23 protein-coding genes and 1 pseudogene are annotated in these 23230 nt (G+C 57.4%); 10 read left to right on the top strand and 14 right to left on the bottom strand.

Annotated features, from left to right (window positions below):
- Nucleotides 1–26: 26 nt before the first annotated feature.
- On the bottom strand, nucleotides 27–1475 hold the full coding sequence (locus AC1UKS_RS03670) for a M20 family metallopeptidase (protein ID WP_482435814.1): 1449 nt from the start codon (nucleotides 1473–1475) through the stop codon (nucleotides 27–29).
- On the bottom strand, nucleotides 1475–2791 hold the full coding sequence (locus tag AC1UKS_RS03675) for a M20 family metallo-hydrolase (RefSeq protein ID WP_482435816.1): 1317 nt from the start codon (nucleotides 2789–2791) through the stop codon (nucleotides 1475–1477). Before AC1UKS_RS03675 ends, AC1UKS_RS03670 begins: the two co-directional genes overlap by 1 nt.
- Before the next feature lie 270 nt (nucleotides 2792–3061).
- Between AC1UKS_RS03675 and AC1UKS_RS03680 the strand changes: the two genes are divergently transcribed.
- Nucleotides 3062–3985: a LysR family transcriptional regulator gene (locus AC1UKS_RS03680; RefSeq protein WP_482435818.1), complete on the top strand. Its 924-nt coding sequence runs from the start codon at nucleotides 3062–3064 to the stop codon at nucleotides 3983–3985.
- Nucleotides 3986–4078: 93 nt separating this feature from the next.
- On the opposite strand, the gene ftnA is transcribed toward AC1UKS_RS03680, so the two are convergent.
- Nucleotides 4079–4588, bottom strand: coding sequence for a non-heme ferritin (gene ftnA / locus AC1UKS_RS03685; protein ID WP_482435820.1), 510 nt, complete (start codon nucleotides 4586–4588; stop codon nucleotides 4079–4081).
- Nucleotides 4589–4877: 289 nt separating this feature from the next.
- Complete coding sequence (locus AC1UKS_RS03690; RefSeq protein ID WP_265909572.1) at nucleotides 4878–5777, bottom strand: sugar-binding transcriptional regulator; 900 nt, start codon at nucleotides 5775–5777, stop codon at nucleotides 4878–4880.
- A 269-nt stretch (nucleotides 5778–6046) separates the two neighbouring features.
- On the opposite strand from AC1UKS_RS03690, the gene AC1UKS_RS03695 reads away from it, so the two are divergent.
- From AC1UKS_RS03695 to AC1UKS_RS03725, 7 genes and pseudogenes are all read left to right on the top strand, one after another.
- Nucleotides 6047–6988 carry a tagatose-bisphosphate aldolase gene (locus tag AC1UKS_RS03695; protein WP_265909571.1) on the top strand — a complete coding sequence of 314 codons (942 nt, stop codon included), beginning with the start codon at nucleotides 6047–6049 and terminating at the stop codon, nucleotides 6986–6988.
- On the top strand, nucleotides 6981–7574 hold the full coding sequence (locus AC1UKS_RS03700) for a P-loop nucleotide/nucleoside kinase family protein (protein ID WP_482435822.1): 594 nt from the start codon (nucleotides 6981–6983) through the stop codon (nucleotides 7572–7574). Before AC1UKS_RS03695 ends, AC1UKS_RS03700 begins: the two co-directional genes overlap by 8 nt.
- A 229-nt stretch (nucleotides 7575–7803) precedes the next feature.
- Nucleotides 7804–8247 carry a PTS sugar transporter subunit IIA gene (locus AC1UKS_RS03705; protein ID WP_482435824.1) on the top strand — a complete coding sequence of 148 codons (444 nt, stop codon included), beginning with the start codon at nucleotides 7804–7806 and terminating at the stop codon, nucleotides 8245–8247.
- A gap of 12 nt (nucleotides 8248–8259) precedes the next feature.
- Nucleotides 8260–9252: a 6-phosphofructokinase gene (locus AC1UKS_RS03710; protein ID WP_482435826.1), complete on the top strand. Its 993-nt coding sequence runs from the start codon at nucleotides 8260–8262 to the stop codon at nucleotides 9250–9252.
- A gap of 10 nt (nucleotides 9253–9262) precedes the next feature.
- Nucleotides 9263–9562: a PTS sugar transporter subunit IIB gene (locus tag AC1UKS_RS03715; RefSeq protein ID WP_013203800.1), complete on the top strand. Its 300-nt coding sequence runs from the start codon at nucleotides 9263–9265 to the stop codon at nucleotides 9560–9562.
- A 48-nt stretch (nucleotides 9563–9610) separates the two neighbouring features.
- A pseudogene (locus AC1UKS_RS03720) lies at nucleotides 9611–10855 on the top strand (PTS sugar transporter subunit IIC); the annotation flags it as partial.
- Nucleotides 10856–10886: 31 nt separating this feature from the next.
- Nucleotides 10887–11192 (top strand): hypothetical protein, encoded by a 306-nt coding sequence (locus tag AC1UKS_RS03725; RefSeq protein ID WP_482435828.1) that lies wholly within the window; start codon nucleotides 10887–10889, stop codon nucleotides 11190–11192.
- A 200-nt stretch (nucleotides 11193–11392) separates the two neighbouring features.
- On the opposite strand, the gene AC1UKS_RS03730 is transcribed toward AC1UKS_RS03725, so the two are convergent.
- Complete coding sequence (locus tag AC1UKS_RS03730) at nucleotides 11393–11611, bottom strand: helix-turn-helix domain-containing protein (protein WP_013203797.1); 219 nt, start codon at nucleotides 11609–11611, stop codon at nucleotides 11393–11395.
- Between the two features lie 125 nt (nucleotides 11612–11736).
- Here AC1UKS_RS03730 and AC1UKS_RS03735 point away from each other — a divergent pair, with 125 nt between their 5' ends.
- A complete protein-coding gene (locus AC1UKS_RS03735; RefSeq protein ID WP_013203796.1) occupies nucleotides 11737–11949 on the top strand; it encodes a helix-turn-helix domain-containing protein in 213 nt (70 codons plus the stop codon).
- A 79-nt stretch (nucleotides 11950–12028) separates the two neighbouring features.
- Here AC1UKS_RS03735 and AC1UKS_RS03740 read toward each other — a convergent pair whose 3' ends face one another.
- Nucleotides 12029–13243, bottom strand: a complete 1215-nt coding sequence (locus AC1UKS_RS03740) for an MFS transporter (protein ID WP_482435830.1) — start codon at nucleotides 13241–13243, stop codon at nucleotides 12029–12031.
- Nucleotides 13244–13339: 96 nt separating this feature from the next.
- Here AC1UKS_RS03740 and AC1UKS_RS03745 point away from each other — a divergent pair, with 96 nt between their 5' ends.
- Nucleotides 13340–14275 carry a LysR family transcriptional regulator gene (locus tag AC1UKS_RS03745; protein ID WP_346595819.1) on the top strand — a complete coding sequence of 312 codons (936 nt, stop codon included), beginning with the start codon at nucleotides 13340–13342 and terminating at the stop codon, nucleotides 14273–14275.
- A gap of 32 nt (nucleotides 14276–14307) precedes the next feature.
- Here AC1UKS_RS03745 and AC1UKS_RS03750 read toward each other — a convergent pair whose 3' ends face one another.
- The 8 genes from AC1UKS_RS03750 to AC1UKS_RS03785 all read right to left on the bottom strand — a co-directional run bounded on the left by AC1UKS_RS03750 (nucleotide 14308) and on the right by AC1UKS_RS03785 (nucleotide 23110).
- On the bottom strand, nucleotides 14308–15969 hold the full coding sequence (locus AC1UKS_RS03750; RefSeq protein ID WP_482435832.1) for a methyl-accepting chemotaxis protein: 1662 nt from the start codon (nucleotides 15967–15969) through the stop codon (nucleotides 14308–14310).
- Between the two features lie 63 nt (nucleotides 15970–16032).
- On the bottom strand, nucleotides 16033–18660 hold the full coding sequence (locus AC1UKS_RS03755; RefSeq protein WP_482435834.1) for an insulinase family protein: 2628 nt from the start codon (nucleotides 18658–18660) through the stop codon (nucleotides 16033–16035).
- Complete coding sequence (gene pqqE, locus AC1UKS_RS03760; RefSeq protein ID WP_265909561.1) at nucleotides 18660–19799, bottom strand: pyrroloquinoline quinone biosynthesis protein PqqE; 1140 nt, start codon at nucleotides 19797–19799, stop codon at nucleotides 18660–18662. Before pqqE ends, AC1UKS_RS03755 begins: the two co-directional genes overlap by 1 nt.
- Nucleotides 19786–20070, bottom strand: a complete 285-nt coding sequence (gene pqqD, locus AC1UKS_RS03765) for a pyrroloquinoline quinone biosynthesis peptide chaperone PqqD (RefSeq protein WP_013203789.1) — start codon at nucleotides 20068–20070, stop codon at nucleotides 19786–19788. The genes pqqE and pqqD overlap by 14 nt, the downstream gene beginning before the upstream one ends.
- Nucleotides 20070–20837: a pyrroloquinoline-quinone synthase PqqC gene (gene pqqC, locus AC1UKS_RS03770; RefSeq protein WP_265909560.1), complete on the bottom strand. Its 768-nt coding sequence runs from the start codon at nucleotides 20835–20837 to the stop codon at nucleotides 20070–20072. The genes pqqD and pqqC overlap by 1 nt, the downstream gene beginning before the upstream one ends.
- 10 nt (nucleotides 20838–20847) lie before the next feature.
- The gene (gene pqqB, locus AC1UKS_RS03775; protein WP_265909559.1) at nucleotides 20848–21759 is read right to left on the bottom strand and encodes a pyrroloquinoline quinone biosynthesis protein PqqB; all 912 of its coding nucleotides are present in this window, start codon (nucleotides 21757–21759) and stop codon (nucleotides 20848–20850) included.
- 55 nt (nucleotides 21760–21814) lie between these two features.
- On the bottom strand, nucleotides 21815–21886 hold the full coding sequence (pqqA, locus tag AC1UKS_RS03780; protein ID WP_071822147.1) for a pyrroloquinoline quinone precursor peptide PqqA: 72 nt from the start codon (nucleotides 21884–21886) through the stop codon (nucleotides 21815–21817).
- A 183-nt stretch (nucleotides 21887–22069) separates the two neighbouring features.
- On the bottom strand, nucleotides 22070–23110 hold the full coding sequence (locus tag AC1UKS_RS03785) for a dipeptidase (protein ID WP_482435837.1): 1041 nt from the start codon (nucleotides 23108–23110) through the stop codon (nucleotides 22070–22072).
- Between the last annotated feature and the right edge of the window lie 120 nt (nucleotides 23111–23230).

Raw genomic sequence — 23230 nt, forward strand, 5'->3', positions numbered from 1 at the left:
CCCAGCCTCAGGGTCGGACGGTGGAACTAAGCCAGGGGTGAGGGTTTCACACCCGCCGGGATCGGACAGTGGTAAGGTTGTTGTTCGCGCGCCTGGCGGAACTCCTGTTGTGCGTTTTCCAGCAGCGCGCTATCGCTGAGCAACGCAATCGCGGTAGCGGCCAGGGTTTTACCTGCAAGACACATGCCTTTATGGGCAATCGGCGTGCGGCCTTGCGCCACCAGCTGCCAGGTGTGCAGCGGCGTACCCAGCGCAAAACAGGGGGTGAAGCACTGCGCGGTTGGCGCAATCCAGCTGACGTCACCGACATCGGTTGAGCCGTACATCACCTCGTCGGATTCACAGTAAGGTGCCACCTCGTCCATTAGCTGCTTGTCACCCAGCGCCGCCACCCAGTCCTTGCCTGCCGCGCCGCCGGTGCGGGCGATGTTCAGCTTAGCGTTCTGCAAATCTTCCTTGCTGAGGGTCTGACGGATCTGGTGCGCGAACTGCCGCTCGCTGGCGCTGTAATCAGGAATGCCGTACTCGCACAGGTAACCGTACATCACCCTTTCCAGCGCCCGGTTGGGCACGTAATTCGAGCAGGCTTTATCAAAGCGCAGGGTCAGGGTGGTGTCGGTCATCAGCGCCGCGCCCCTGGCGATATTGATCACCCGCTGATAGATGTTTTCTGCCTGATCAAGCTCGGGCGCGCGGATCAAATAGAGCACTTCGGCATCGGCCTGCACCACATTGGGGGAGCTGCCGCCGGTATTGGTCACCGCATAGTGCAGTCGGGCTTCCTGAATGATGTGCTCGCGCAAGAAGTTCGCGCCGGTGTTCATCAGCGTCACCGCATCCAGCGCGCTGCGACCGAGGTGAGGGGAGTTAGCCGCGTGGGCGGCGACCCCTTTGAAGTGGAAGGCGGCCTGAATATTGGCCAGCGTGCTGGTATTGAACATGCCGCTGAAGCCTTCCGGGTGCCAGGTCAGCGCAGCATCGACGTCATCAAACAGCCCTTCGCGCACCATAAAGGTTTTGCCGGAACCGCCTTCTTCACCCGGACAACCGTAGAAGCGCACGGTGCCCGGTATGCCTTGCTGGGTCATCCAGGCCTTGACCGCAAAGGCACCGGCCAGCGCGGCGGTGCCCAGCAGGTTGTGACCGCAGCCGTGACCGTTGCCATTTTCGACCAGCGGATCGGGCGTGGCGCAGCCTGACCGCTGGCTTAATCCGGCCAGCGCATCGTATTCGCCCAGCAGCGCAATCACCGGCTTGCCGCTGCCAAAACTGGCGATAAACGCGGTGTCGATGTTGCCCACGCCGCGCGCGACGGCAAAGCCTTCCTCTTCCAGCGCCGTCGCCAGCAAATTAGACGAGAAGGTTTCGGTAAAGCGGGTTTCGGGATGATCCCAGATGGCATCGCTCAGGGCGGTGAAGCGGGACTGGTTGCTGTCGATATAGTGCGCGACAAAGGCGCTGAATTCGTCAGACATTACGCCTCCTCCCTGAAGTCCTGAATATTGAGCGCCAGCGCGGCGAGGGTTTTCACCGCCGTGGCCATCACCTGCTCGTTAAAGTCGAATTTCTCGTTATGGTGCCCGGCGCTCAGTTCGGTGCCGAAGATGATGTAGGAGGCCTGGCCGCCCAGCGCCTTTACGCGCTCCATCATATAGGTCGCGTCTTCGGATCCGGCGGCCTGCCCGCGCTGGTCGACCAGCGAGGTCAGTTCAGGAATGCGGCTGGCCTGCTGGCGAATATAGTTGACCCACGGCTGGGTCGGCTTGCTGCTGCGGGCCGCACCCATCAGCGTCACCTCGTGCTGCACGCCATACATCGCCGCCGCGCCCGCCAGTGCCTGCAGGGTTTTCTGGTAGATAAAGTCGTTAATGTCGTTGGTTGCGCCACGGGTTTCCACCTTCATAAAGGCGCGATCGGCCACCACGTTACGGCCGGTGCCGCCCTGCAGCACGCCGACGTTGATGCGCGAGCTGCCGCCGCTGTGCTGCGGTAAGGTATGCAGCGCCAGCGTGGCCTGAGCCGCCGCCAGCAGGGCATTGTTCCCTTCTTCCGGCCGTGCACCGGCGTGGGAGGCGACGCCACGGAAGGTGACATCGAGCTTGGTAGTGGCCATAAAATTATCGCTGCCGCAGACCAGCTCTCCGGCCGGGACGCCGGTGCCGATATGGATGGCGGTAAAGAAATCGACGTCATCCACCACGCCGGCCGCAACCATCGATTTCGCACCGCGCGTGCCTTCTTCGGCCGGCTGGAAAATCAGCTTGATGGTGCCGCACAGCTGGGACTCAAACTGCTTCAGCACCTGAGCCAGCCCCAGGCCTATCGAGGTGTGACCATCGTGGCCGCAGGCATGCATCATGCCCTCGTTGCAGGAGGCAAACCCGTCGGCGAACGGGCGGTGTTCTTCCGCCTGCAGCTCAATCACGTCCAGCGCATCCATATCCACCCGAAAAGCCATCACCGGACCTGGGCGGCCGGTGTCTAAGGTGGCGACGATGCCACAAAAGCCGCCGGAAAAATGTGACAGCCATTGCGGCAGGGCGCCCTGGCTGAGCGCCCGCTGCTCCTGCTGCGCCAGCACCTCGGCAGACGGCAGGCCCATGCGGGCGTCAGCGTCGATCACCTCTCTGCCCAGCTTGAGCGGGTATCCCAGCCGGTGCAGCTCTTCGGCCACCAGGGTGGCGGTGCGGAATTCTAACCAGCCGGACTCGGCATATTTGTGCAGGTCGCGTCGTCGGGTTTGCAGGGTGGGGGCGATTTCACGGACGAAATCAGCAACAGCTTGTTCCATTTTCTCTTCCTCAGAATGACAGGATAAATTTTGCAGGCAGCAAAACGGGCCCGAAATTTATCAGGGACGGGTAAACAGGTGTCTGGATACGGGCGCAAAAAGCCGCGCCGGGTCAGTCAAAAACGATGTTGCCGGGGGTACCAAATGGCCAACAGAAGGGCCGGGTGGAGAATGTGTCTTTTTTTTGACTGTACACATTGGCAGCAGGGGGAAGAAGATGCCAATATCTTTGCCTTGATAAACACCGGTTATCACCACTGTCGAGGTTTTATGCCTGCTTCCATTAAGCTTCATCAGCTCCGTGCCTTTGTCGATGTCACCCGGTCGGGCAGTATCCGTGCCGCCGCCCGCGCATCCAATTTGTCTCAGCCGGCGTTAACTAAATCGATTCAGGAGCTGGAGGAAGTCCTTGGTGCGCGGCTGTTTATCCGCCGCAGGCAGGGGGTTGAGTTGACCGATGTCGGCGATAATTTCTTTCAACATGCCAGCCTGATCCTCGAAGAGTTACGGGTGGCGCAGGAGGATATTCAGCAGCGGCTGGGCCATGCCGGCGGGTCGGTCAACATTGGCGTGGGCGGAAGTATTGCCCGCACCATTATGCCGCAGGTGATAACTCAGTTTCATCGCCAGTACCCCAAGGTGAAGGTCAGAATTGTTGAAGGTCAGCTGGTGTCGATGATCCCCGAACTGCGTCAGGGCGAGCTGGATTTCACCATCAATACCTATTATCAGAGCCATCTGGATAATGAACTCAGCTACGAGCGTCTTATGGAGCGGGAATATCGGGTGGTGGTGCGCAAAGGGCATCCGCTGGAACACGCTACCTCGCTGGCGGAGTTGCAAGATTGCGACTGGACAATGCCGACGCCGAAGGGCAGTTACTACCGCTTGCTGCACGAGCTGTTTACCGATATGGGCATGGCCCCGGCGATCAGCGTCACCTGCGAAACCTTTATGGCCTGCACCAGCCTGGTGGCGCAAAGTGACTTTGTCAGCATCCTCTCGCTGGATGTGATTTCCGATCCGATCCTCGGCAATCATCTGGTGGCACTAAAGATTAAGGAGCCGCTGCCCAAAGCGACCTTCTATTTAATTCAACGCAAGGACACCACGCTCACCCCAATGGGCGCGCACCTCGCCAGGCTGTTCAGGATGCATTGCCAGGGCGTCAAATTCCCGCTTGAAGAGCAGTAAGCCCCGTTTTCCCTGCCGCTGAAAAGCAAAACGCCTGACAAATGCTGTCAGGCGTTTTTTTAGCTTGGGCTATAGCGCCCAAACTGACGCGGCTTAAGCCTGTGGGGTGCTGGTGGTGCTCATCTTCATCAGATCTTTATCAACGAAGAACATGCCCTGTCCACCGGTGCCAACCAGCGCCAGTTTATCCAGCACGGATTTGAACAGCTTCTCTTCTTCGTGCTGCTCGGAAACGTACCACTGCAGGAAGTTAAAGGTTGAGTAGTCCTGAGTGGTCATTGAGGCGTGCGCCAGCTCGTTGATCTTGCCGGTGATCAGCTTCTCGTGCTCGTAAGCCTGCTCCAGCACTTCGTTCAGCGAGTTAAAGGTTACCGGCGGAGCCGCAATGCTGCCCAGTACCGGCATCGCGCCGGTGTCGCTCAGGTAGTTAAACAGACGCTGCATATGCTGCATCTCTTCTACGGAATGTTCACGCATAAAGGCCGCAGCCCCTTCAAAACCTTTGTCAGCACACCAGGCGCTCATCTGCAGATACAGATTGGCAGAGTAGAACTCCAGGTTTAATTGATCGTTCAGTTTGGCGGTCATGTCGGCAGTCAGCATAAAGGCTCCATTAGCGATGATGGGATATTATTAGAAGTGTCATTGGGCGCAATTATGCACGCATGTTGCCTAAATAAAAACCGTTACTTGCGGCTTTTATCTTATTATTTGCTGTTCGTAACATTATGATAGTTAAGTGATAACTATTCTCGCCTTAATACCAATTATTCAATTTTCCAAATGGTTTTGATAACCATTCTTATTGTTATTTGCGCGGAAAGATAATTCTGAAAAACGCATAACATGCTGATAAAAATAACGCCCCCGAATAAATCAGGGGGAATTATTATCACTCCACCATCAAGCGGTCGAGGATTGCCTGGGCGGTGGTGACATCGGTCACCAGCGCGTTGATCATCCCGGAGCGCACCGCGCCAATGATGCCAGCCGCTTTTTCCGGCGTGGCCGCCACGCCAATACTCAGCGTGGTATTGCGCAGCTGGGCGGTGGAGGCGGCGATCATCCGCTCTTCGCCATCCCAGTGCAGGATCTCACCGCTTTCGGTGACGTAATGCCGCAGCACGTCGCCCGCCGCCTGGCTTAGCGCCTGCTCATTGGCAGTGGCAGTGGTGGTTTCTGACGGGGCGGGCAGATGATGGGTTAAGCCCACGCCGACAATCGCCACGTCGAGATTATCCCACAGTGAAATAATTTGCTGTACGCCCGCATCAGCCAGAAATGCCTCCCGCAACATTGGCGAGGTCAGGTAAGGCGCATGCAGGAAATGCGGCACGCCGCCCATCTGTTCCGCCGCCTGACGGACAAATTCATTGATCTGAAAATGTGCCGCCGCCTGCTGCATCCCGCCATTCATCGCGACCGTCATCACGCCAGGGATTTTGGGCAGGCCGCCCATCGTCACTTCCCGCACCGCGCGGCCCCAGCCAATGCCAATCACCGAACCGGCCGCCAGATCGGCCTGCTGCAGCAAGCCCGCCAGCGGCGTGGCCAGCGAGCCGAGGATATTGGTCGGCGGTGGCTCCACCACGGCGGCGCTTTTCAGCCCCAGCCGCTGGATAAGATCGGCGGTGATCTCTTCAGGCGACGTCAGTTCCACCACCTCGATCCGCACGATCCCCGCCGCGCGGGCTTTGTTCAGCAGCCGCGAGATGGTGGCGGTCGATACGCCCAGTTTTTTAGCAATGTCCACCTGAGCCATGTCTGACTGATAGTGCAACTTTGCCACCATATGCATCATCGCCCGCGTTGTCGCGGCGTCTTGTAAAAGAGGTTCTTTCAGCTTGAAATTCCTTTCTGCAATGTATTACACTCAGTTCATCGATTGAAGGATTATTGCGCAACACCCCACAAATTGCAATGCGTATACCCGGCAACAACCCTGACAGGACGCCGCATCAGCACTGATGCTACAGGGGGGATCGGGTATGAAGTCGCACACTGAAAAATGAGGCTGTAACCGTGTTCTAAAACTGAAAAACTGTCCAGGAGACAAAAATAATGTCACATATGTCAACGTCAGAACTGCGTGGTTATCAACAGATCTGCGGCAGCAACGGCGCAATGCTGGTCATTGCCTGCGATCAACGTGGTGCAATGCGCAGCCTGCTCTCATCCGACCCGGATCAGCAGAAAGCCATTTCCGAACAGCAGCTCGGTCGCATCAAGGCGGATATCACCCAGTATCTGGCAAGCCAGGCCTCATGCGTGCTGGTGGATCCGGTCTGTGCGGTCCCCGATTTGGTAGATGACGGCATCATTGCCCGCGACACCGCGCTGCTGATTGGGCTGGATGCCTCAGGCTGGGATACCACCGCCGAAGGCTACCGCAATTCACGTCTGGTGGAAGGCATCAACGCCCGCCGCGTGCGTGAACTGGGCGGCAACGGTGGCAAAATCATGGTCTACCTGCGTGCCGATCGTCCGGAGGCCAACGACCACAACCTCGCTATTCTCCGCCATTGTATTGAAGACTTCAGCAAAGAAGATCTGCTGCTGGTGGTCGAGTTTCTTACCTATCAGTTAGAAGGCGAGAGCGATGCGGACTATAAAAGCAAGGTCCCGTCGCTTATCTTTGAAGGCACCAAACTGTCGCTGGATTGCGGTGCGAAAGTGCTGAAAATTCCTTACCCAGGATCGCCTGCCGCCTGTGCCGCCATCACTGAAATTTCCGGCGATGTGCCGTGGGCCGTGCTCTCCGCCGGTGTTGACCACGCAACCTTCCTCGGCCAGGTGGCCGATGCCATGAGCAATGGGGCTTCCGGTGTGATTGCAGGCCGTGCATTATGGAAAGATTGCATCTCGCTGGACCGCACGGTGACCCGTGAAAAGCTGGAAACCTTAGCGGTGCCAAGACTGCGGGAGATTCAGGCGGTTATCGGGAAATATTTTACCGCCGCCCCGGCGGAAGTAAAAAGCGAGGAGCAGGTCAATCATGTCTGATGGAAGGGCAACCGCCAGCCACGCCGCCCCGGTCAACACCGGTAAACGCGTCGTGATGGTTAACGGCATCCCCGCTTCGGGAAAAAGCAGCATCGCGCGGGCATTATCGCAGGCAACCGGCTGGCCCGTGTTGTCGGTGGACGGCATTAAAGAACCGTTTATGCAGCAGTTCGAACAGCTGGATCGTCCGCTTAATCGTCGGCTGGGCATTGCCAGCTATCAGGCCATTTGGTCTGTGATTGCCGCAGCGCCACAAGGCTGCACCTTTATTGTTGATGCGTGGTTTGGCTTCCAACCCAAAGAGAGTCTGGTGAATTACTTACAGCAGGCGAACGTCAGATCCCTGGCCGAAATCTGGTGTCAGCTTCCCGGCGAACTGGCGGCGCAGCGTTATGCGGCCCGGTTGGGCGATCGTTTACCCGGTCATCCCGGCGCCGAATATATTCCTGAATTGATTGCTCTGGCTGAACGTGCCGGGCCGATGCAGTTAAGTCCGGTTTATATTGCCGACCAGAGTAAGGTTATCAACAATGAAAATATTATTGCCTGGACCAGAGAGGTTTTAACCACAGTTAATTATAACTGATAACTTTTCCGCCGGAATTAATGGCAGGAACGATCTCAATATCATTTATTATAAATGAAACTTCACTGGTTTTTATTAAATTACCAGCGTGATCTTATTGCTTTATTTTTCAATCTCTCTTTAGGCTAAATTATTTTTATTTAATTTTAAAATAGGTGACTGGATCACGTTTTAACCCCTGGCTGGAAAGTATATTGAATTAACGCTTATTTTCTAAATAAGGAACACTATGCTGACTGACTGGATTAACGAAAGTAATCTTTCACTGTTCACCCATGTTAATGATTGGCAACACGCGGTGAAAATGGCCGTGCAGCCGATGGTGGACAACGGTTCCGTAGAGCCGCGCTACCTGAACGCCATCTATGATATGCATCGGGAAATAGGGCCCTATTATGTGTTAGGTGAAGGCATCGCAATGCCCCATGCCAGACCGGAAGAGGGCGTGATTAAAACAGCACTGTCGCTAATCATTATTTCCGAAGGCGTCAGTTTTAATAGCCCTGATAACGATCCTGTTTATGTGGTATTTGCCCTGGCGGCCATCGACAGTCATTCACATATTGAAATGATTGCCAGCCTGTCCCGGCTTTTTTGCGAGGACGACGTGCTGGATAAATTAAAGAATGCCCGAAGTAAACACGCCGTACTGGATATTCTCAGCCAGTTTTAAAAGAGCCCGATCATGAAGCGAAAAATTGCACTGATTGCCAGCGGCGGAGATGCCGTAGGGATTAATTCGGCTATTTTGCCGCTGGTTCAGCACGCGGAATCATTGCTGGCGTTTCATGGCGGCTATGACGGCATTATTCATCACGCGCCTTTTATGCTGAATGAAACCGAGGTCAGGCTGGCGGTCGCCAGCAACCGTAACGTTTTACGCAGCGCCCGCAGTCAGCTTGCCTGGCAACCGGCGGGAAGGGCCAGCATCCGCAGGCGGTTACGGGAACTTGATGTGGATCTGCTGCTGGTGTTCGGCGGCGGCGGTTCGCTGCAGGCGGCAAGGTGTTTGCAGGAAGAGGGGCAGCCAGTCCTGCTGATTCCGATGACGGTAGACAATGACATCCCCGGTCTGGATGACACGCTGGGCTTTAGCAGCGCGGTGGGGGTGATTGCGCAGGCGCTGGACCAGCTGCACGGTACGGCGCACAACATGCCGGGGCGGATTTATCTGCTGGAAGCGTTCGGTGCAGGCTGTGGGCATCTGGCGCTCAGCGGCGCATTGGCCGGCGCGGCACATGCGGTGTTAATCCCGGAGATCCCGCCGGATATGCACTGGTTGCAGCAGCGCTTACGCCACTGTCTTAGCGCGCCTTTCGGCTACGGCATCGTGGTGTGTGCCGAAGGCGTGGCAGGCAGCGAAAGGGTCATGGCAGGAAGCCAGGGTGGTGCGGTGGCGTTAGGGCAGCAGCTTGAAGCGACGCTCGATCTGCCGGTGCGTTACACCCTGCCGGGATATTGTCAGCGCGCGGCGACGCCGGTGACAGCCGACCGGTTACTTGCCTCCGCTTCAGGTCAGCAGGCCTTGCAGCTTATTCAGCAAGGTGAAAGCGGGCTGGTGATTGGCATGGCACGGGGACAAACAACATGTATCAGGCTGCAGGCGATCGCAGCAGGTAAAAGACAACCCGATCCGCGTTTAGTGGTAGCGGCAAGAAACTTACAGATGATCAACTAAGGAATACCTGATGAAAAAGTTATCTATTCTTGCAGTGTGTGGCGCAGGGCTGGGCAGCAGCTTTGCGTGCGAAATGAGTATTGAAGCGGCCTTAAAGGATCTGGGCATTGAAGCCGATCTCTCGCATTGTGATATCTCCAGCGCCACCTCCTCCCGCGCCGACATTATTATGACCGGTGAGAACTTCCGTTCACAGTTTCAGCATTACACCATTAACGCGACCGTTATTTATCTGAAGCGTCTGGTCGATAAAAATGAAATTAAAACCAAGCTTGAGCCGATACTAAAAGAAAAAGGCTACATGCTCTGATCCATTTTTAATCCTATCCGTTTACTGTGACAGAAACAGGGGACTACCATGTCTTTCCTTAACTTTATTGTCCATGATGTGCTGGGACAAGCGTCAATACTGATCTCATTGATCGCCATGATCGGTCTGATCTCGTTGAAGAAAAGTCCGGGCCAGGTGATTACTGGCACCTTAAAAACCCTCTTGGGCTTTTTGGTCATTCTGGCGGGTGCCAATATTATTGTCGGCACCTTAACCTTCCTGGGTGAGATATTCCAGAAAGGCTTCCATATGCGCGGTGTGGTTACCGACGTCGGTTCGATTGCCGGTATCGCCCAGCAAACGCTGGGCAGTGAGACCGCATTGATTATGGTGATCGCCTTTATCGTCAATATCGCCATTGCCCGTTTCACCCGCTACAAATATATCTTTCTGACCGGGCAGGCGTCGCTGTGGATGGCGACCGTCTGTTCGGTAATTGGGTATATGGGCGGACTGCGTGGCGTCGAGCTGATCGTGTTGGGCGGGGTGATTGCTGGAATGATGGCGGTGTTTATGCCGGCGCTGGCTCAGCCGATTGTCCGCAAGATCACCGGCGGCGATGATTTCGCGCTCGGCCATTTCTGTACCGTCGGCTATATCGTGCAGGCTGGCGTGGCCAAAGTGACCGGCGACGTCAGTAAAAGTACCGAGGATCTGGAACTGCCGCAGGCACTCTCTTTCCTGCAGGATACCTACCTGTCGATGATGGTGGTGATGATCCCGATCTACCTGATCCCGGCGATCGTTGCCGGCCCGGAAGTGGTCGCCGCCTCATCCAATGGCGTTAACTTTCTGGTCTATTCCTTCCTGCAGGCGATTCAGTTTGTGGTTGGGGTATATGTGCTGCTGTCCGGGGTGCGTTTACTGCTGGCCGAAATTGTTCCGGCGTTTCGCGGCATCGCGCTGCGTATCGTACCGAATGCCGTTCCGGCTCTTGACTGTCCGGTACTGTTCCCGTATGCGCCAAACGCGGTGATTATCGGCTTTATCTCCACCACCATTGGCTCGGTGATCGGCATGCTGCTGTTCCCGTGGGTCGGTCTGGCGATGATCCTGCCGGGCATGTTAACCAACTTCTTTGCCGGCGGGACTGCCGGGATCTTTGCTAATGCGGTGGGCGGACGTCGCGGGGCGATCATCGGTGGCGTTTTCCACGGGCTGTTTATCACCTTACTGCCGGCGCTGCTGCTGCCGCTACTGGGGCAATACGGTATGGCCAACGTCACCTTCAGTGACTCCGATGTGATCAGCGTCGGGCTGATCTTTGGCCACATTCTCAACTTCTTCCATTAACGGAGGCGTTATGGACCAGGCAATAGACGACATCATGCAACAGGGACTTCCGGCGAAAGAGTGCGCCACTGCGCTTAACGAGTTGGGGACACGTTTCCTGCAACAGCAGGACAGCGACCGCGCGATTGCCTGTTGGGAGCAAAGCGTGACCTGTTACGGTAAACCCGGTTTTGCTCAGGCACAGCTGATGAAAGCCTACAACGTGAAACGTCGGGAATGTTCACAGGCGGGAGACGGGGCCGGTGTGGAGTTGTATTCATTGAAGATAGATGGATTAATGCAGCAAAGTAAGGATGCCATTCGCTACGGATTTTAGAGCTGACAGAACGAGCGGCCAGCGTGCCGCTCAGTTTTTTAAAAAAAGGTGACGGGTAAAATCCGAAAAAATTAATTCTTTTCGTGAGTAAAAACTGAAAAAGGCTTTTTTAACGTTTTAGAAATGTTTTATTTTGGTGCTGACTTGCAACCGGATGAAATAGCTCAGTATAAAAAATAAAAAATATTTTACTTATGCGATTAAAACTCAATCAAATTTTTAAGTTCAATTCCCAAACCTTTCGCCAGTATGGCAATCACTTCCAGCGTCGGGTTGCGTAAACCTCGCTCAATTCCAGACACATAGGTGCGATCCAGCCCGCATTTATGTGCGAATGCTTCTTGCGACAAGCCTGCCTGCAGTCTGAGTTGTTTAACTCTTTTTCCAAAAAGAACTTTAGTGGTGTTTAGCTTTTCCATACGCTCAGCATTACGCTTTGCGGTCTATTAGTCCACGGACTATTAGTCACATTAGGAAAATAACGTGATATGATTGTGACTCATCGTCTACAAGTGAGACTTTTATCTGCAGGTTGGGGAAGGCAATGAACAAAGATGATTGGCATCCCGCAGACATTATTGCGGCGTTAAAGAAAAGAGGCACGAATTTGTCGGCTTTATCCCGGGAATCCGGACTGGCCTCTTCAACCCTCTCCAATGCCCTGCGCCGTCCCTGGCCCAAAGGCGAGCTGCTGATTGCCGCCGCCCTGGATGCCCGGCCTGAGCAGATCTGGCCCACGCGTTACCGAAAGAAATAACGACCAGCGTTTTCTTACTGACCGCTTCATTTTTACCCGCAGACGATGCCTGCGAGAAAGGCTCGTCCTGAATTTGCCCTCAGTCCGCCTTTTGATGTAAGCCTTTACTCATCCAGCGCACCACCATGCTGCCCAATCCGGCCAGGGTTAACAGCGCGACCACGCCCTGCCAGCCCGCATGTTCCAGAATCACACTGCCCAGCGCCGAACCCACCGCCATGCCGATAAACACCCCGGTAAACATCAGCGCATTCAGCCGACTGCGTGCTGCCGGTTCAAGACTGAAGATAATCGACTGGTGAGACACCAGCGTCGACTGCACGCCAAAGTCGAAGCCGATGGCCGAGATCACGATCAGCGCCAGCTGATAAGGCGCAGGCAACAGCGGTAGCAAAAACATCAGCGCGAACGAGACGGTGGCAAGCCCGGTGCCGATGCGGGTGACCAGCTCCGGGCCACGGCGATCTGCCAGCGAACCGGCTAACGGCGCGGCCAGTGCACCGGCGGCACCGGCCAGACCGAACATGCCGGCGGTGGCACTGCCCAGCTGATAGACGTCATGCAGCATCACCGCCAGCGTCGACCAGAAGGCGCTGAAGCCAACGGACAACAGCGCCTGTGCCAGCGTGGCTCTGCGCAGCGGTTTGTATTCGGTCCACAGATGACGCATCGAGGCCAACAGCGCCGGATAGCTCATGGTGGTGCTGGCCGGGATGGCAGGCAGGCTGCGCCAGATCACCAGCGTAATTGCCACCACCATCACCGCCGCCGCGCCAAACATGCTGCGCCAGCCGAAGTACTCCGCGACGAAACCGCTCAACACCCGGGATAGCAAAATGCCCAGCAGCAGGCCGGTCATCACCGTGCCGACCGTTTTGCCACGCTGGGCCGCAGGCGAAAGCGTGGCGGCGGCCGGCACGATATCCTGCGCCATCGTCGCCGCGATGCCCACCGCCAGGCTGGCAACCAGCAACATGCTGATGCCGCCACTGAAGGCGCTCAACAGCAACGCCGCCGTGAGCAGCATGCCTTTCAGAATAATGATCTGACGGCGATCGTGGCGATCGCCCAGCGGGGCCAGCAGCAAAATGCCCAACGCATAGCCAATCTGGGTCAGCGTCGGCACCAGCCCGACGGTGCTGACGCCCGCATGCAGTTCGTTAACCAGGATGCCGAGCATCGGCTGGCTGTAATAGATAGAGGCGACGGAAAAGCCCGCGCCGGTGGCGAGCATCAGGACCGTGCGGCCGGTGATGCCTTTTTCGTGGGTGTTGGCAGTCTGTGTTATGGACATGTTGTTAGCTCTGTTGTGCGATGATGATCACATTTTTACCGGATTGGTGATCAAAGGGTAGTCTCCCGATCGGTAAAACTGTTATACGTTTAACGTATGAAAGAATCCCTTCTGTCAGGCATTGACCGTATAGAGTTAATGCACACCTTTGTGCGCATCGTTGAATCAGGCAGTTTGTCTGCGGCTGCGCTGCGTCTGAGCACCACCCAGCCGACCATCAGCCGCCGGCTGCAATCCCTTGAGCGACTGCTCGGCGTCAAGCTATTGCAGCGTACCACCCATGTGATGAAGCTGACCGACGACGGCGAGCGCTGTTTTGCTCACGCGCAGGAACTGGTCGAGCGCTGGCAGGCGATAGAGGACGACCTGCGCGGCGCGGCGGAAGAGCCGAAAGGCGTGCTGCGGGTGCTGGTGCCTCATGCCTTTGGTCAGGATCAAATGATCGCGCCGCTGCAGGACTATCTGCAACGCTATCCGAAAATGACCATCGAATGGATGCTCAGCGATCGTCGCCCGGACTTTATCGCCGAAGGGATCGACTGCGCGGTGCACGTTGGCGCGCTGACCGATCCGTCGGTGGTGGCGCTGTTAGTGGCGGAAGTGCCGCGTATTGTGGTGGCCTCCCCGGCGCTTGCAGGTCTTGCATCCGACACCGACTCTCCGGCGGCGCTGGCCGAATTACCCTGGGTGGCGTTAAGTACCTTTTACCGTCAGGAAGTGGTGCTGAATAGTGAACAGGGCAATACGCAGCGCATAGATATTCGTCCGCAGCTGCTGACCGACAGTTTATATGCCTTACGCAATTCGGTGCTGGCAGGAATGGGGGTGGGGATTGCCTCGTCATGGGCGGTGAAAGAGGATATTGAACAGGGCCGCTTGCGCCATCTCTGTCCGGACTGGCACGCGGCGCCGCTTCCGGTGTATCTGGTTTACCCGTATGCGCGCTTTTATCCCGCCAAGCTGCGGCAGTTTCTGGCGCTGATGCGCGAGGTGCTGCCGGTAATTGGCGGCACGCAGCGCCCGGCAAAATAACCGGCCCCGGAGTGAGGCCGGACTGTCACAGCTTAAAAGGTTTCCCAATTACCCTGATCGCTGCTGACGCTCAGCGCCTTACGGGGCAGGGTGGCTATCGCTTTCACCGGCTGGCTGACGGCGGGCAACAGCGTTTGCTGACCAATTTTAAACACCGCAACCGCCTGAGACAGGCGGCTGGCCTGCTCTTCCAGCGAAGCGGACGCCGCCGCAGATTCCTGCACCAGCGAGGCGTTCTGCTGCGTCACCCGATCCATCTCGGTTACCGCCAGACCAATCTGATCGATACCGCGACTCTGTTCATCGGACGCCGAGGCAATTTCCCCCATAATGTCGGTGACGCGAACCACCGCGTTGACGATATCGTGCATGGTTTCGCCGGCCGTTTCGACCTGCAAAGAGCCTGCATTGACGCGGTTAACCGAATCTTCGATCAACGTTTTGATCTCTTTCGCCGCCTGGGCGCTGCGCTGGGCAAGGTTACGCACTTCGCCGGCCACAACCGCAAAACCGCGCCCCTGTTCGCCGGCGCGCGCCGCTTCCACCGCGGCGTTCAGCGCCAGAATATTGGTCTGGAAGGCGATACCGTCGATCACGCTGGTGATATCGGCGATCTTCTTCGAGCTTCCGGCAATTTCGCTCATGGTTTTCACCACGCCATCGACCACCTTGCCGCCTTTTCCGGCGGTTTCGGAGGCGCTTTTCGCCAGCTGTGACGCCTGACGGGCATTCTCGGCATTCTGTTTCACCGTGGCGGTTAACTGCTCCATGCTGGCTGCGGTTTCTTCCAGTGACGCCGCCTGCTGCTCGGTACGGGAAGAGAGGTCGTTGTTGCCGAGCGAGATTTCGCTGGCCCCGGTGAAGATGGCGTTGGAGCTGTCGCGCACGTGGCCGACGGTGACAATCAGTGACTGCTGCATCGCCGTCAGATTACTCGCCAGCATCCCCATTTCGCTGCGGCCTTCCACCACCAGGGTTTCAGACAGATCGCCCGCCGCGATGCGCTGGATATGCGCCAGCACCTGTTTTAGCGGCGTCAGCAGCACGCGTTTAATTACCACCCAGACCGCCACAACCAGCAGCAGCAACACCACCACCACGGTCGCCAGCGTCCACATCATATGGCTGAAGCCCTGCTGGTTTTCGATCATACCCACCGCCAGCAGCTGGCGGTTCTGCGTACGCCAGCTCTCGTAACTGTTTTCCAAATCGTCCTGGGCTTTCTGCGCATCCAGATTGCCGTAGGCTTCATAATTATTGGCACCCAGATACTGGATCGACATTTTCATCGTGTCGTACATCTGCTGATAATTATTGGCCACGGTGGTGGCGAGCTCGGCATTCTGACCGCTCTGCTGAGGGGCTTTTTTATAATTGGAAAAATGATACGCCGCATCGTCCAGCGTCTCGCTGGCGGTGGCCAGCAGCTTGGTGATCCCCGCCAGTGACGCCGGATCGGTCTGTTTTTTCAGGATGCGGATGGCGGCACGGTTAATGGTAACGCGGGTTTTAATCAGCGTCTGCCAGGCATCGCTCAGCTGCCCCTGTTGCTCGGTCAGCACGCTGGCGCGGACGAAGTTATCTTTGTCCTGGTGAATGGCGTTAAAGGAGAGTCCGCTGGAGAGCAGCAGTAACGCACTGAATACAATCAACATAATGATGATGCTGGTGACGACCTTAATATTTTTAAGCATAGCGCGCACTCTGTAGGGAAGATAAGCCTGGTAAAAGGGTTATCGGTACAAAGTGAGTTAACTTTAAGCAGCCCCTGACGCGTTGTCAGAGGCTGAGGGGAAGGGACTGTTATTGAGCCAGAACCAGCGGTGATTTTCGGTGGCGAGCGCGAGGTAATACTGTTGCATTTTTTCCACTGACAGGGCGGCGAAAATACCCGCCGTCAACGGCGGTAAATTCAGTTGCTGCTGCTGCCAGCGATCGAACACCTGAGTATGCGACTGCGGGGCGCTGGCGGGCAGTGCGTCAATCAGCATGGCGGATTTCTCCCGCACGTCATCATCGGTTATTTTATCGATAACGTCGGCCATATCGGCAATAAAATCGACGATATGCTGTGAAAGCTGTTGATGGCTTAAGGTCGGCGATTGCAGGGCAAACAGCATCCCGGCCACGCCAGCAGACTGATGAAAACGGCAGCTCACCACATAGCCGATATTCAGCTCTACGCGTAGCTTCTGGAAGAAGCGCGGTTCAAAAAGCGACGCCAGCCATTGCCAGGCGGCCAGGCAATCCGCGCTGTTTTCTGCCAGCGGACAGAACAGCAATAATGCCGCCTCGTCACTCTCAGTTGGGAAGGAAAAGGGCGGGCGTTGAGGCAAAAGGCCCGGCTTGAGCCCGCCATCAGGGCACGGCATGAGCCTGCCATCAGGGTACGGCATGATCCCGCCAGGCCAGAGAGACAGAAGCTGAGACAGCGCCAGCTGCAGACCGTTATCGCCACCGTAAAGCGTTGCCTGCCACGGCGTACCGCCGAACCCCGCCGTGGCCGCCTGCCACTGCGGGGCACTTAACCGGTCAACTGCGTCCAGCGTCAGAGACGAGCCGTTCAGCCCTTCCGTTGATGTCAGCGGCTCAGACTTGGAGCCGTTCAGCACCTCTGGCAGCCGTCCCAGCAGCACGCGGATGGCAATCTCCGCACGCTCTGAACGCAGCGCTTTACGGTACAGCCGGTCGCCTTGCGCGATAACCGCCGCGGTCGGTGAGCTAAGCGCCTCAATCATCGCCGCCACGCGATTCTGCATCAGGCTGGCGCTGCCGCTAAGCTGGATCAGCCAGATGCCCTGGCGTTGCGTCAGGCTTAGCTCGCCGCCAAGATGTTGGCAAAGGCCGATAACCGGTTGCAGCGCGGCTTCAAGCAGCGCCGCATCCCGGCGGGAAAATGGCTGACCGGCCTGCGGGATCAGCAACAGCAACGGCGCGCAACTGGTGTTAATCCGTTGCAGCGCAGCCGTTTCAACCGGCAGTGCCGGCAGGCTGAGCGGCTGGCCGGGGGCGTAAAAGGTCATCTGCGCGGCGTCGCAAGGCGCTTCAGGCCAGCTGAGTTCGCTGGTGTCCAGCGTGAATCCCTGCACCGCTTTACGACTGACTTCGACCCCAGGCGTCACCCACAGCCGGGTGAGGGCTGCCGGTTGCATCGCCGCGCGTAACGCCCGCCAGCCTTCCAGCAGGTTTACCGACCGCTCAGCAGGCGCAAAACCGAAGGCACGCGCGCGGAGCCGATCGAGGCCGGAAAGCTGATCGACATGCCGCTGGGCCAGCCTGGCATAATGCGCCAGCGCGTCATGACTCAGGCTGGCCGACTGGCGTAGCCACTGACTGAATACCGCTTCAACCCTCGCCGGACTGGCCGATTCGCACAGTTCGAACTGCAATGAAATCAGCGACTGCTGCGGGCTGCGATAGGGCTCCAGCAACGAAACGCCATCGCACAGGTTGAGTTTGCTGAGCGTCGCCAGCAGGCTGCCTGCCGCTTTATCGGTTAACAGCTGGCTGAACAGCGCCAGCATCTGCCGCTCGGCAGCCGGGATGACAATGCTTAACAGCAGGCGATGGGTTGAAGGCAAGCGCAAAGCATAATGGCGCAGGTCAGTGAGCGTCAGGGGGGAAACCTGTTCAGGCCGCTGAGGCACAGCAATCTGCTCAGCATTCTGAAGCCTGGCGGCGGGTGGCTGCAGCAAACCGCTGCGGCCGTTATCGCCGTCAGCAAGTGCTGTGAACGCGGCCGCGACCTGCTCCGCCAGCTGCCCCAGCGCGTCCAGCGACTGCGGCCCGTGCAGCCACAGTTCCAGATTGGGCGCGCGGAAAAATTGCTGATGATAGCCGCGCAGCGCCTGCTGCAGCGCGCCAGTATCCTCGCCAAACGCCGACCGATTGCCAACATGGAAATCATGCAGGCGATGCGGCGCCGCCACCGCCTGGCTCAGGGCGACCTCACACAGGCTGTCGCTATGGCGGGTCAGCATCTGGAACTCGGCGTCGATCACCGTCGCTTCCTGAGCAATCGATTCGAGGTTTAATAACGGCCTGGCGAGCATATCCACCAGCCGCCGCAATCCCGCGTCGAGGCGCGTTGGGTCGATATCAAAAAACCAGGCGGTGTGATGTGCAAGGGTGGTGGCATTCAAGCGGGCACCGTTCGCCGGTCCCCAGGCCATCAGCCTTTGATCGTCACGGTAATTTTCGCTGCCGGCAAACAGCACGTGTTCCAGCAGATGGGCCAGTCCGGGCCACTGTTCAGGGGCCTGATGGCTGCCGGCGGAGAGTTGGAGCAGAGCAGCGGCCCGGCTGGCCGACGGGTCGTGGATCAGATGGATCCGCAAACCGTTGGCTAAGGTGCGATGGTGTTCGCCGGGCGCTGCCTGACTCATCAGGCCTCAGTCTTGAAGATCAGCTGAGAGTTGGTGCGGTTACGGAACTGCAGATGGCTGATCTGCATATTGGTGCAGTTCGCCTGCTCGCGCGCTTCCAGGATCTTGCCATGATGCGGCGATTTCGAGCACACCGGATCGGTATTGTCGGCGTTGCCGGTCAGCATAAAGGCCTGACAGCGGCAGCCGCCGAAATCCTTCTCTTTTTCAGAGCAGGAGCGGCACGGCTCCGGCATCCAGTCAAACCCGCGGTATTTGTTAAAGCCGAACGAGTCGTACCAGATTTCCTGCAGCGTGTTTTCCAGCACCGACGGGAATTCCACCGGCAGCTGGCGCGCGCTGTGGCACGGCAGCGCCATGCCTTCCGGCGTGACGCTTAAGAAGATCGCTCCCCAGCCGCCCATGCAGCCTTTCGGCCGCTCTTCGTAATAATCCGGGGTAACGAACAGCAGGTTGGCGAGGTTGCCGCTGGCGGTCATCTTCTCGCGGTACTGATGCACCACCGCTTCGGCGTTGGCGATCTGCTCACGGGTTGGCAGCAGGCCTTCACGGTTGAGCTGCGCCCAGCCGTAGAATTGACAGGTTGCCAGCTCGACGTCGTCCGCTTCCAGCTCGATGCACAGTTCAATAATGCGATCGATCTGATCGATATTGTGGCGATGCAGCACAAAGTTCAGCACCATCGGATAGCCGTGCGCCTTCACCGCTTTGGCCATTGCCAGCTTGGTCTGGAAGGCTTTTTGCGATCCGGCCAGCGCGGCGTTCAGCGTTTCGTCGCTGGCCTGGAAACTGATCTGGATATGATCCAGCCCGGCTTCGGCAAACGCATCGATCTTTTTCTCGGTCAGGCCGATGCCGGAGGTGATCAGGTTGGTGTAAAAACCGAGATCCCTTGCGGCGCGGATCAGCTCAGGCAGATCCTTACGCACCAGCGGTTCGCCGCCGGAGAAGCCCAGCTGAACGGCACCCATCTGGCGGGCCTGCTTAAACACCTCAATCCATTGTTCGGTGGTCAGCTCTTTCTCCTGCTGAGCAAAGTCCAGCGGGTTGGAGCAGTAAGGACACTGCAGCGGGCAGCGGTAGGTCAGCTCAGCCAGCAGCCAGAGCGGCGGATTGACCGAAGGGTTAAGCGGGTTCACGGAAAATTATCCACTTTTGTTCGTAAGCCTGACCAAAGAACTCTTTGACGTCGTCGTCCACGCCACCGGCATCCGGAAACTGCGCGTTCAGTTCAGCGATCAGGGCAGCCACAGAGCGTACGCCATCCACGAGTTGCAGAATGGCGGTCGCACTCTCATTCAGTTTTGCCATGCCTTCCGGGTAAAGGATCACATGGCAGTCCTGCGCCTGTTCCCACTGCAGGCGATAACCACGGCGGAAAGCGGGGATCTGCTGTTCGGTGATGAGCATTACAGTAATCTCTCTTTGTGCCAGGCCATTTTATCGGTCACGGTGTGGTAAGGCGGGCGATGCAGCGTATAGGCCATGGTCATCGCATCCAGCATGCTCCAGAGGATATCCAGCTTGAACTGCAGGATCTCCAGCATACGTTCCTGCTTCTCAACGGTGGTGCAATATTCCAGCGCCAGCTGTAAGCCGTGCTCAACGTCGCGGTTGGCCTGGCTTAAACGGCCACGGAAATAGCCGTAGCCTTCGGCTTCAATCCACTTGTAGTGCTGCGGCCAGCTGTCGAGGCGTGACTGGTGGATTTGCGGCGCAAACAGCTCGGTCAGCGAGCTACAGGCGGCTTCCTGCCAGACGGCGCGGCGGGCGAAGCTGACGTAAGCATCAACGGCGAAACGCACGCCCGGCAGCACCATCCGCTCGGACAGCAGCACGTCGCGGTCCAGGCCGACCGCTTCACCCAAACGCAGCCAGGCTTCGATACCGCCTTCGCTGGCGTCGTGACCATCGTGATCCAGAATACGCTGCACCCACTTGCGGCGGGTTTTTGGATCCGGGCAGTTAGCCATGATCGCCGCATCCTTCAACGGAATGCTGGTCTGGTAATAAAAGCGGTTGGCGACCCAGCCCTGGATCTGCTCACGCGTGGCCTGACCGTTATGCATCGCAATATGGTACGGGTGATGGATATGGTAATACGCGCCTTTGTCGCGCAGCGCCTGTTCAAAGGCTTCAGGCGTCATCGGCTGGGCCGGGAAATTATCGGGTTTCATCTGCGTCTCGCTAAACCTCAATCACCATGCCGTCCCAGCTGACTTCAATGCCCAGCGACGTCAGCATCTGACGTTCCGCGGACGCTTCATCGAGGATCGGGTTGGTGTTATTGATATGAATAAGAATTTTACGTTCTGCCGGCAGTGAGGCCAGCAGCGCAATCAGCCCCTGTTCCTCTGCCAGCGCCAGGTGCCCCATATCCTTACCGGTATTGCGGCCGACGCCGGTGTTAGCCAGCTCATTATCCTGCCACAGCGTGCCGTCAATCAGCAGGCAGTCGGCTTTGTGCAGCCAGCCCAATAGCTCGCTGTCCGGTTCACCCAGGCCGGGCGCGTACATCAGCGTCTTACCGGTGCGGGTGTCTTCAATAAACAGCGCGATATTGTGGCCAGGCAGGGGCTTACCGCGATACGCCGAATAGGGCGGTGCGTTGCTCAACAGCGGGATCGCCGTAAATTTCAGCGCCGGACAGACCGCCACCGAGAAGGCTTCACCCGGCGTAATGCCGTGATGGATCAGCCCGCCGTTCCAGTGGGTCAACATGGTGAACACCGGGAAGCCGGTGGTCAGGTCGTCATGCACTTCAGGCGTGCACCACACCTGATGCGGGCAGCCTTCGCGCAGGCTCAACAGCCCGGCAGTATGGTCGATCTGGCTGTCGGTCAGAATAATCGAACCGATAGCGGTGCCGCGCAGCACCTCTTTTTTACTCAGCGCAGGCGTGGCCGCCAGCTGATGAGCAATGTCTGGCGAGGCGTTGCACAGCACAAAATTGATGCCATCGTCACTGAGGGCAATGGAGGATTGCGTACGGGCTGAGGTTTTCAGGGTGCCATTACGCACGCCCTGACAGTTCCTGCAGTTGCAGTTCCACTGAGGGAAGCCACCACCCGCCGCAGAACCGAGAACGTTAATCTGCATGTGTAGACCAGCTAAAGAAGAGAAGATGCCCACAGCAGGCTGTGGGCATAAAGGATTAACGGTTGGAGATGTACAGCGTCACTTCCAGACCTAAGCGCAAATCAACAAATTTAGGTTTAGTCCACATGGTGGGATCCTCACGGTGTTTATGAAAAATACAGGACTCTGCTCGTTAAGTTCGGCAGGTAATACGCTTGTTGTCAAATATCGAAAGATTTGGCGCGCAAATGTTGCGCCTAAGCTTTTGCGATATCAACCCTGTAAGCAGCAGGGATATTGAGAGAACAGTCACCCGAACGTTCCAGGTGGTTCATTCTCCCCATGTTTTCTGTAAAACCGCTAACCAGTTGCGCCAGCTAATTTTTTCGATCAATTGTTGCGAATAGCCCGCAGCGCGCATGGCATCGACCAGACGCGGCAGTCCGGCCGCATCTTTCAGCGTCTCCGGTACGCTGATGCCGTCGAAATCCGACCCCAGACCCACGCGATCCTCACCCAACACCGCCATCAGCCCTTCAAGGTGGCGCAGGATGTCGCCGAGCGGCGTGTCGCTGTTGCGTTTGCCGTCGCTGCGCAGGAAGGCATTGCCGAAATTCACGCCGACAAAGCCGTCGCTTTCGGCAATCGCCTGCAGCTGGCTGTCGGTCAGATTGCGCGGCTGCGGGCAAAGGGCGTGCACGTTGGAATGGGTGGCGACCAGCGGCGCGCTGCTGTGTTTCGCGGTCTGCCAGAAGGCTTTCTCATTCATATGTGACAGGTCAATCAGCAGCTTTTTCTGGTTGCAGGTGCGTACCAGCGCCAGGCCCAGCGGCGTCAGCCCGTCGCCGGTATCGGGTGAGCCGGGGAAACTGCCGGTAACGCCGACACCAAAGCGGTTCGCCAGATTCCACAACGGGCCGATGCTGCGCAGACCGGCATCAATCCAGCGATCCAACTGGCTGAGCTGGTCATCCAGCGCCCCGGCACCTTCAATATGCAGCACCATCGCCAGCACGCCCTGTTCAATACAGCGCTGGATCTCGCCCGCCGTGCGGCAAATTTTTGCCCGACCAGCGGACTCCGCTTCAATCCTGTGCAGCAGCGCAATCTGCGCGTCGGTGATGGCTAACGGGTCATGCACGGCCTCGCTGTAAGCCTGATTACTTTGCTGCACAAACTCGACCGGCGGGATAAATACCGCAAACAGGCCACCGGCGAATCCGCCCTGAATGATACGCGCCATATCCAGATGACCGGGCAAGGTGCCGTGCAAAAACTGCGTCACCGGATCCTGCTCAGCAGGCATCCACAGGCGCAATAGCAAATCGTTGTGGCCGTCAAAAATCGGCGTCAGGGAAGCAGTTTCAGTCATGGCAGGGCTCAATGGCGTGAACAGCTGACGATCATACGCAGTTTAGCGCCCGCTGCGTCGTTAAAAAGTGCTCTACGGGCCTTGAGGCTTGACGACGTGGGCAATGTGCCTGACTGTTAC

The sequence above is a fragment of the Erwinia sp. AK-PDG3-5 genome, assembly GCF_056821705.1.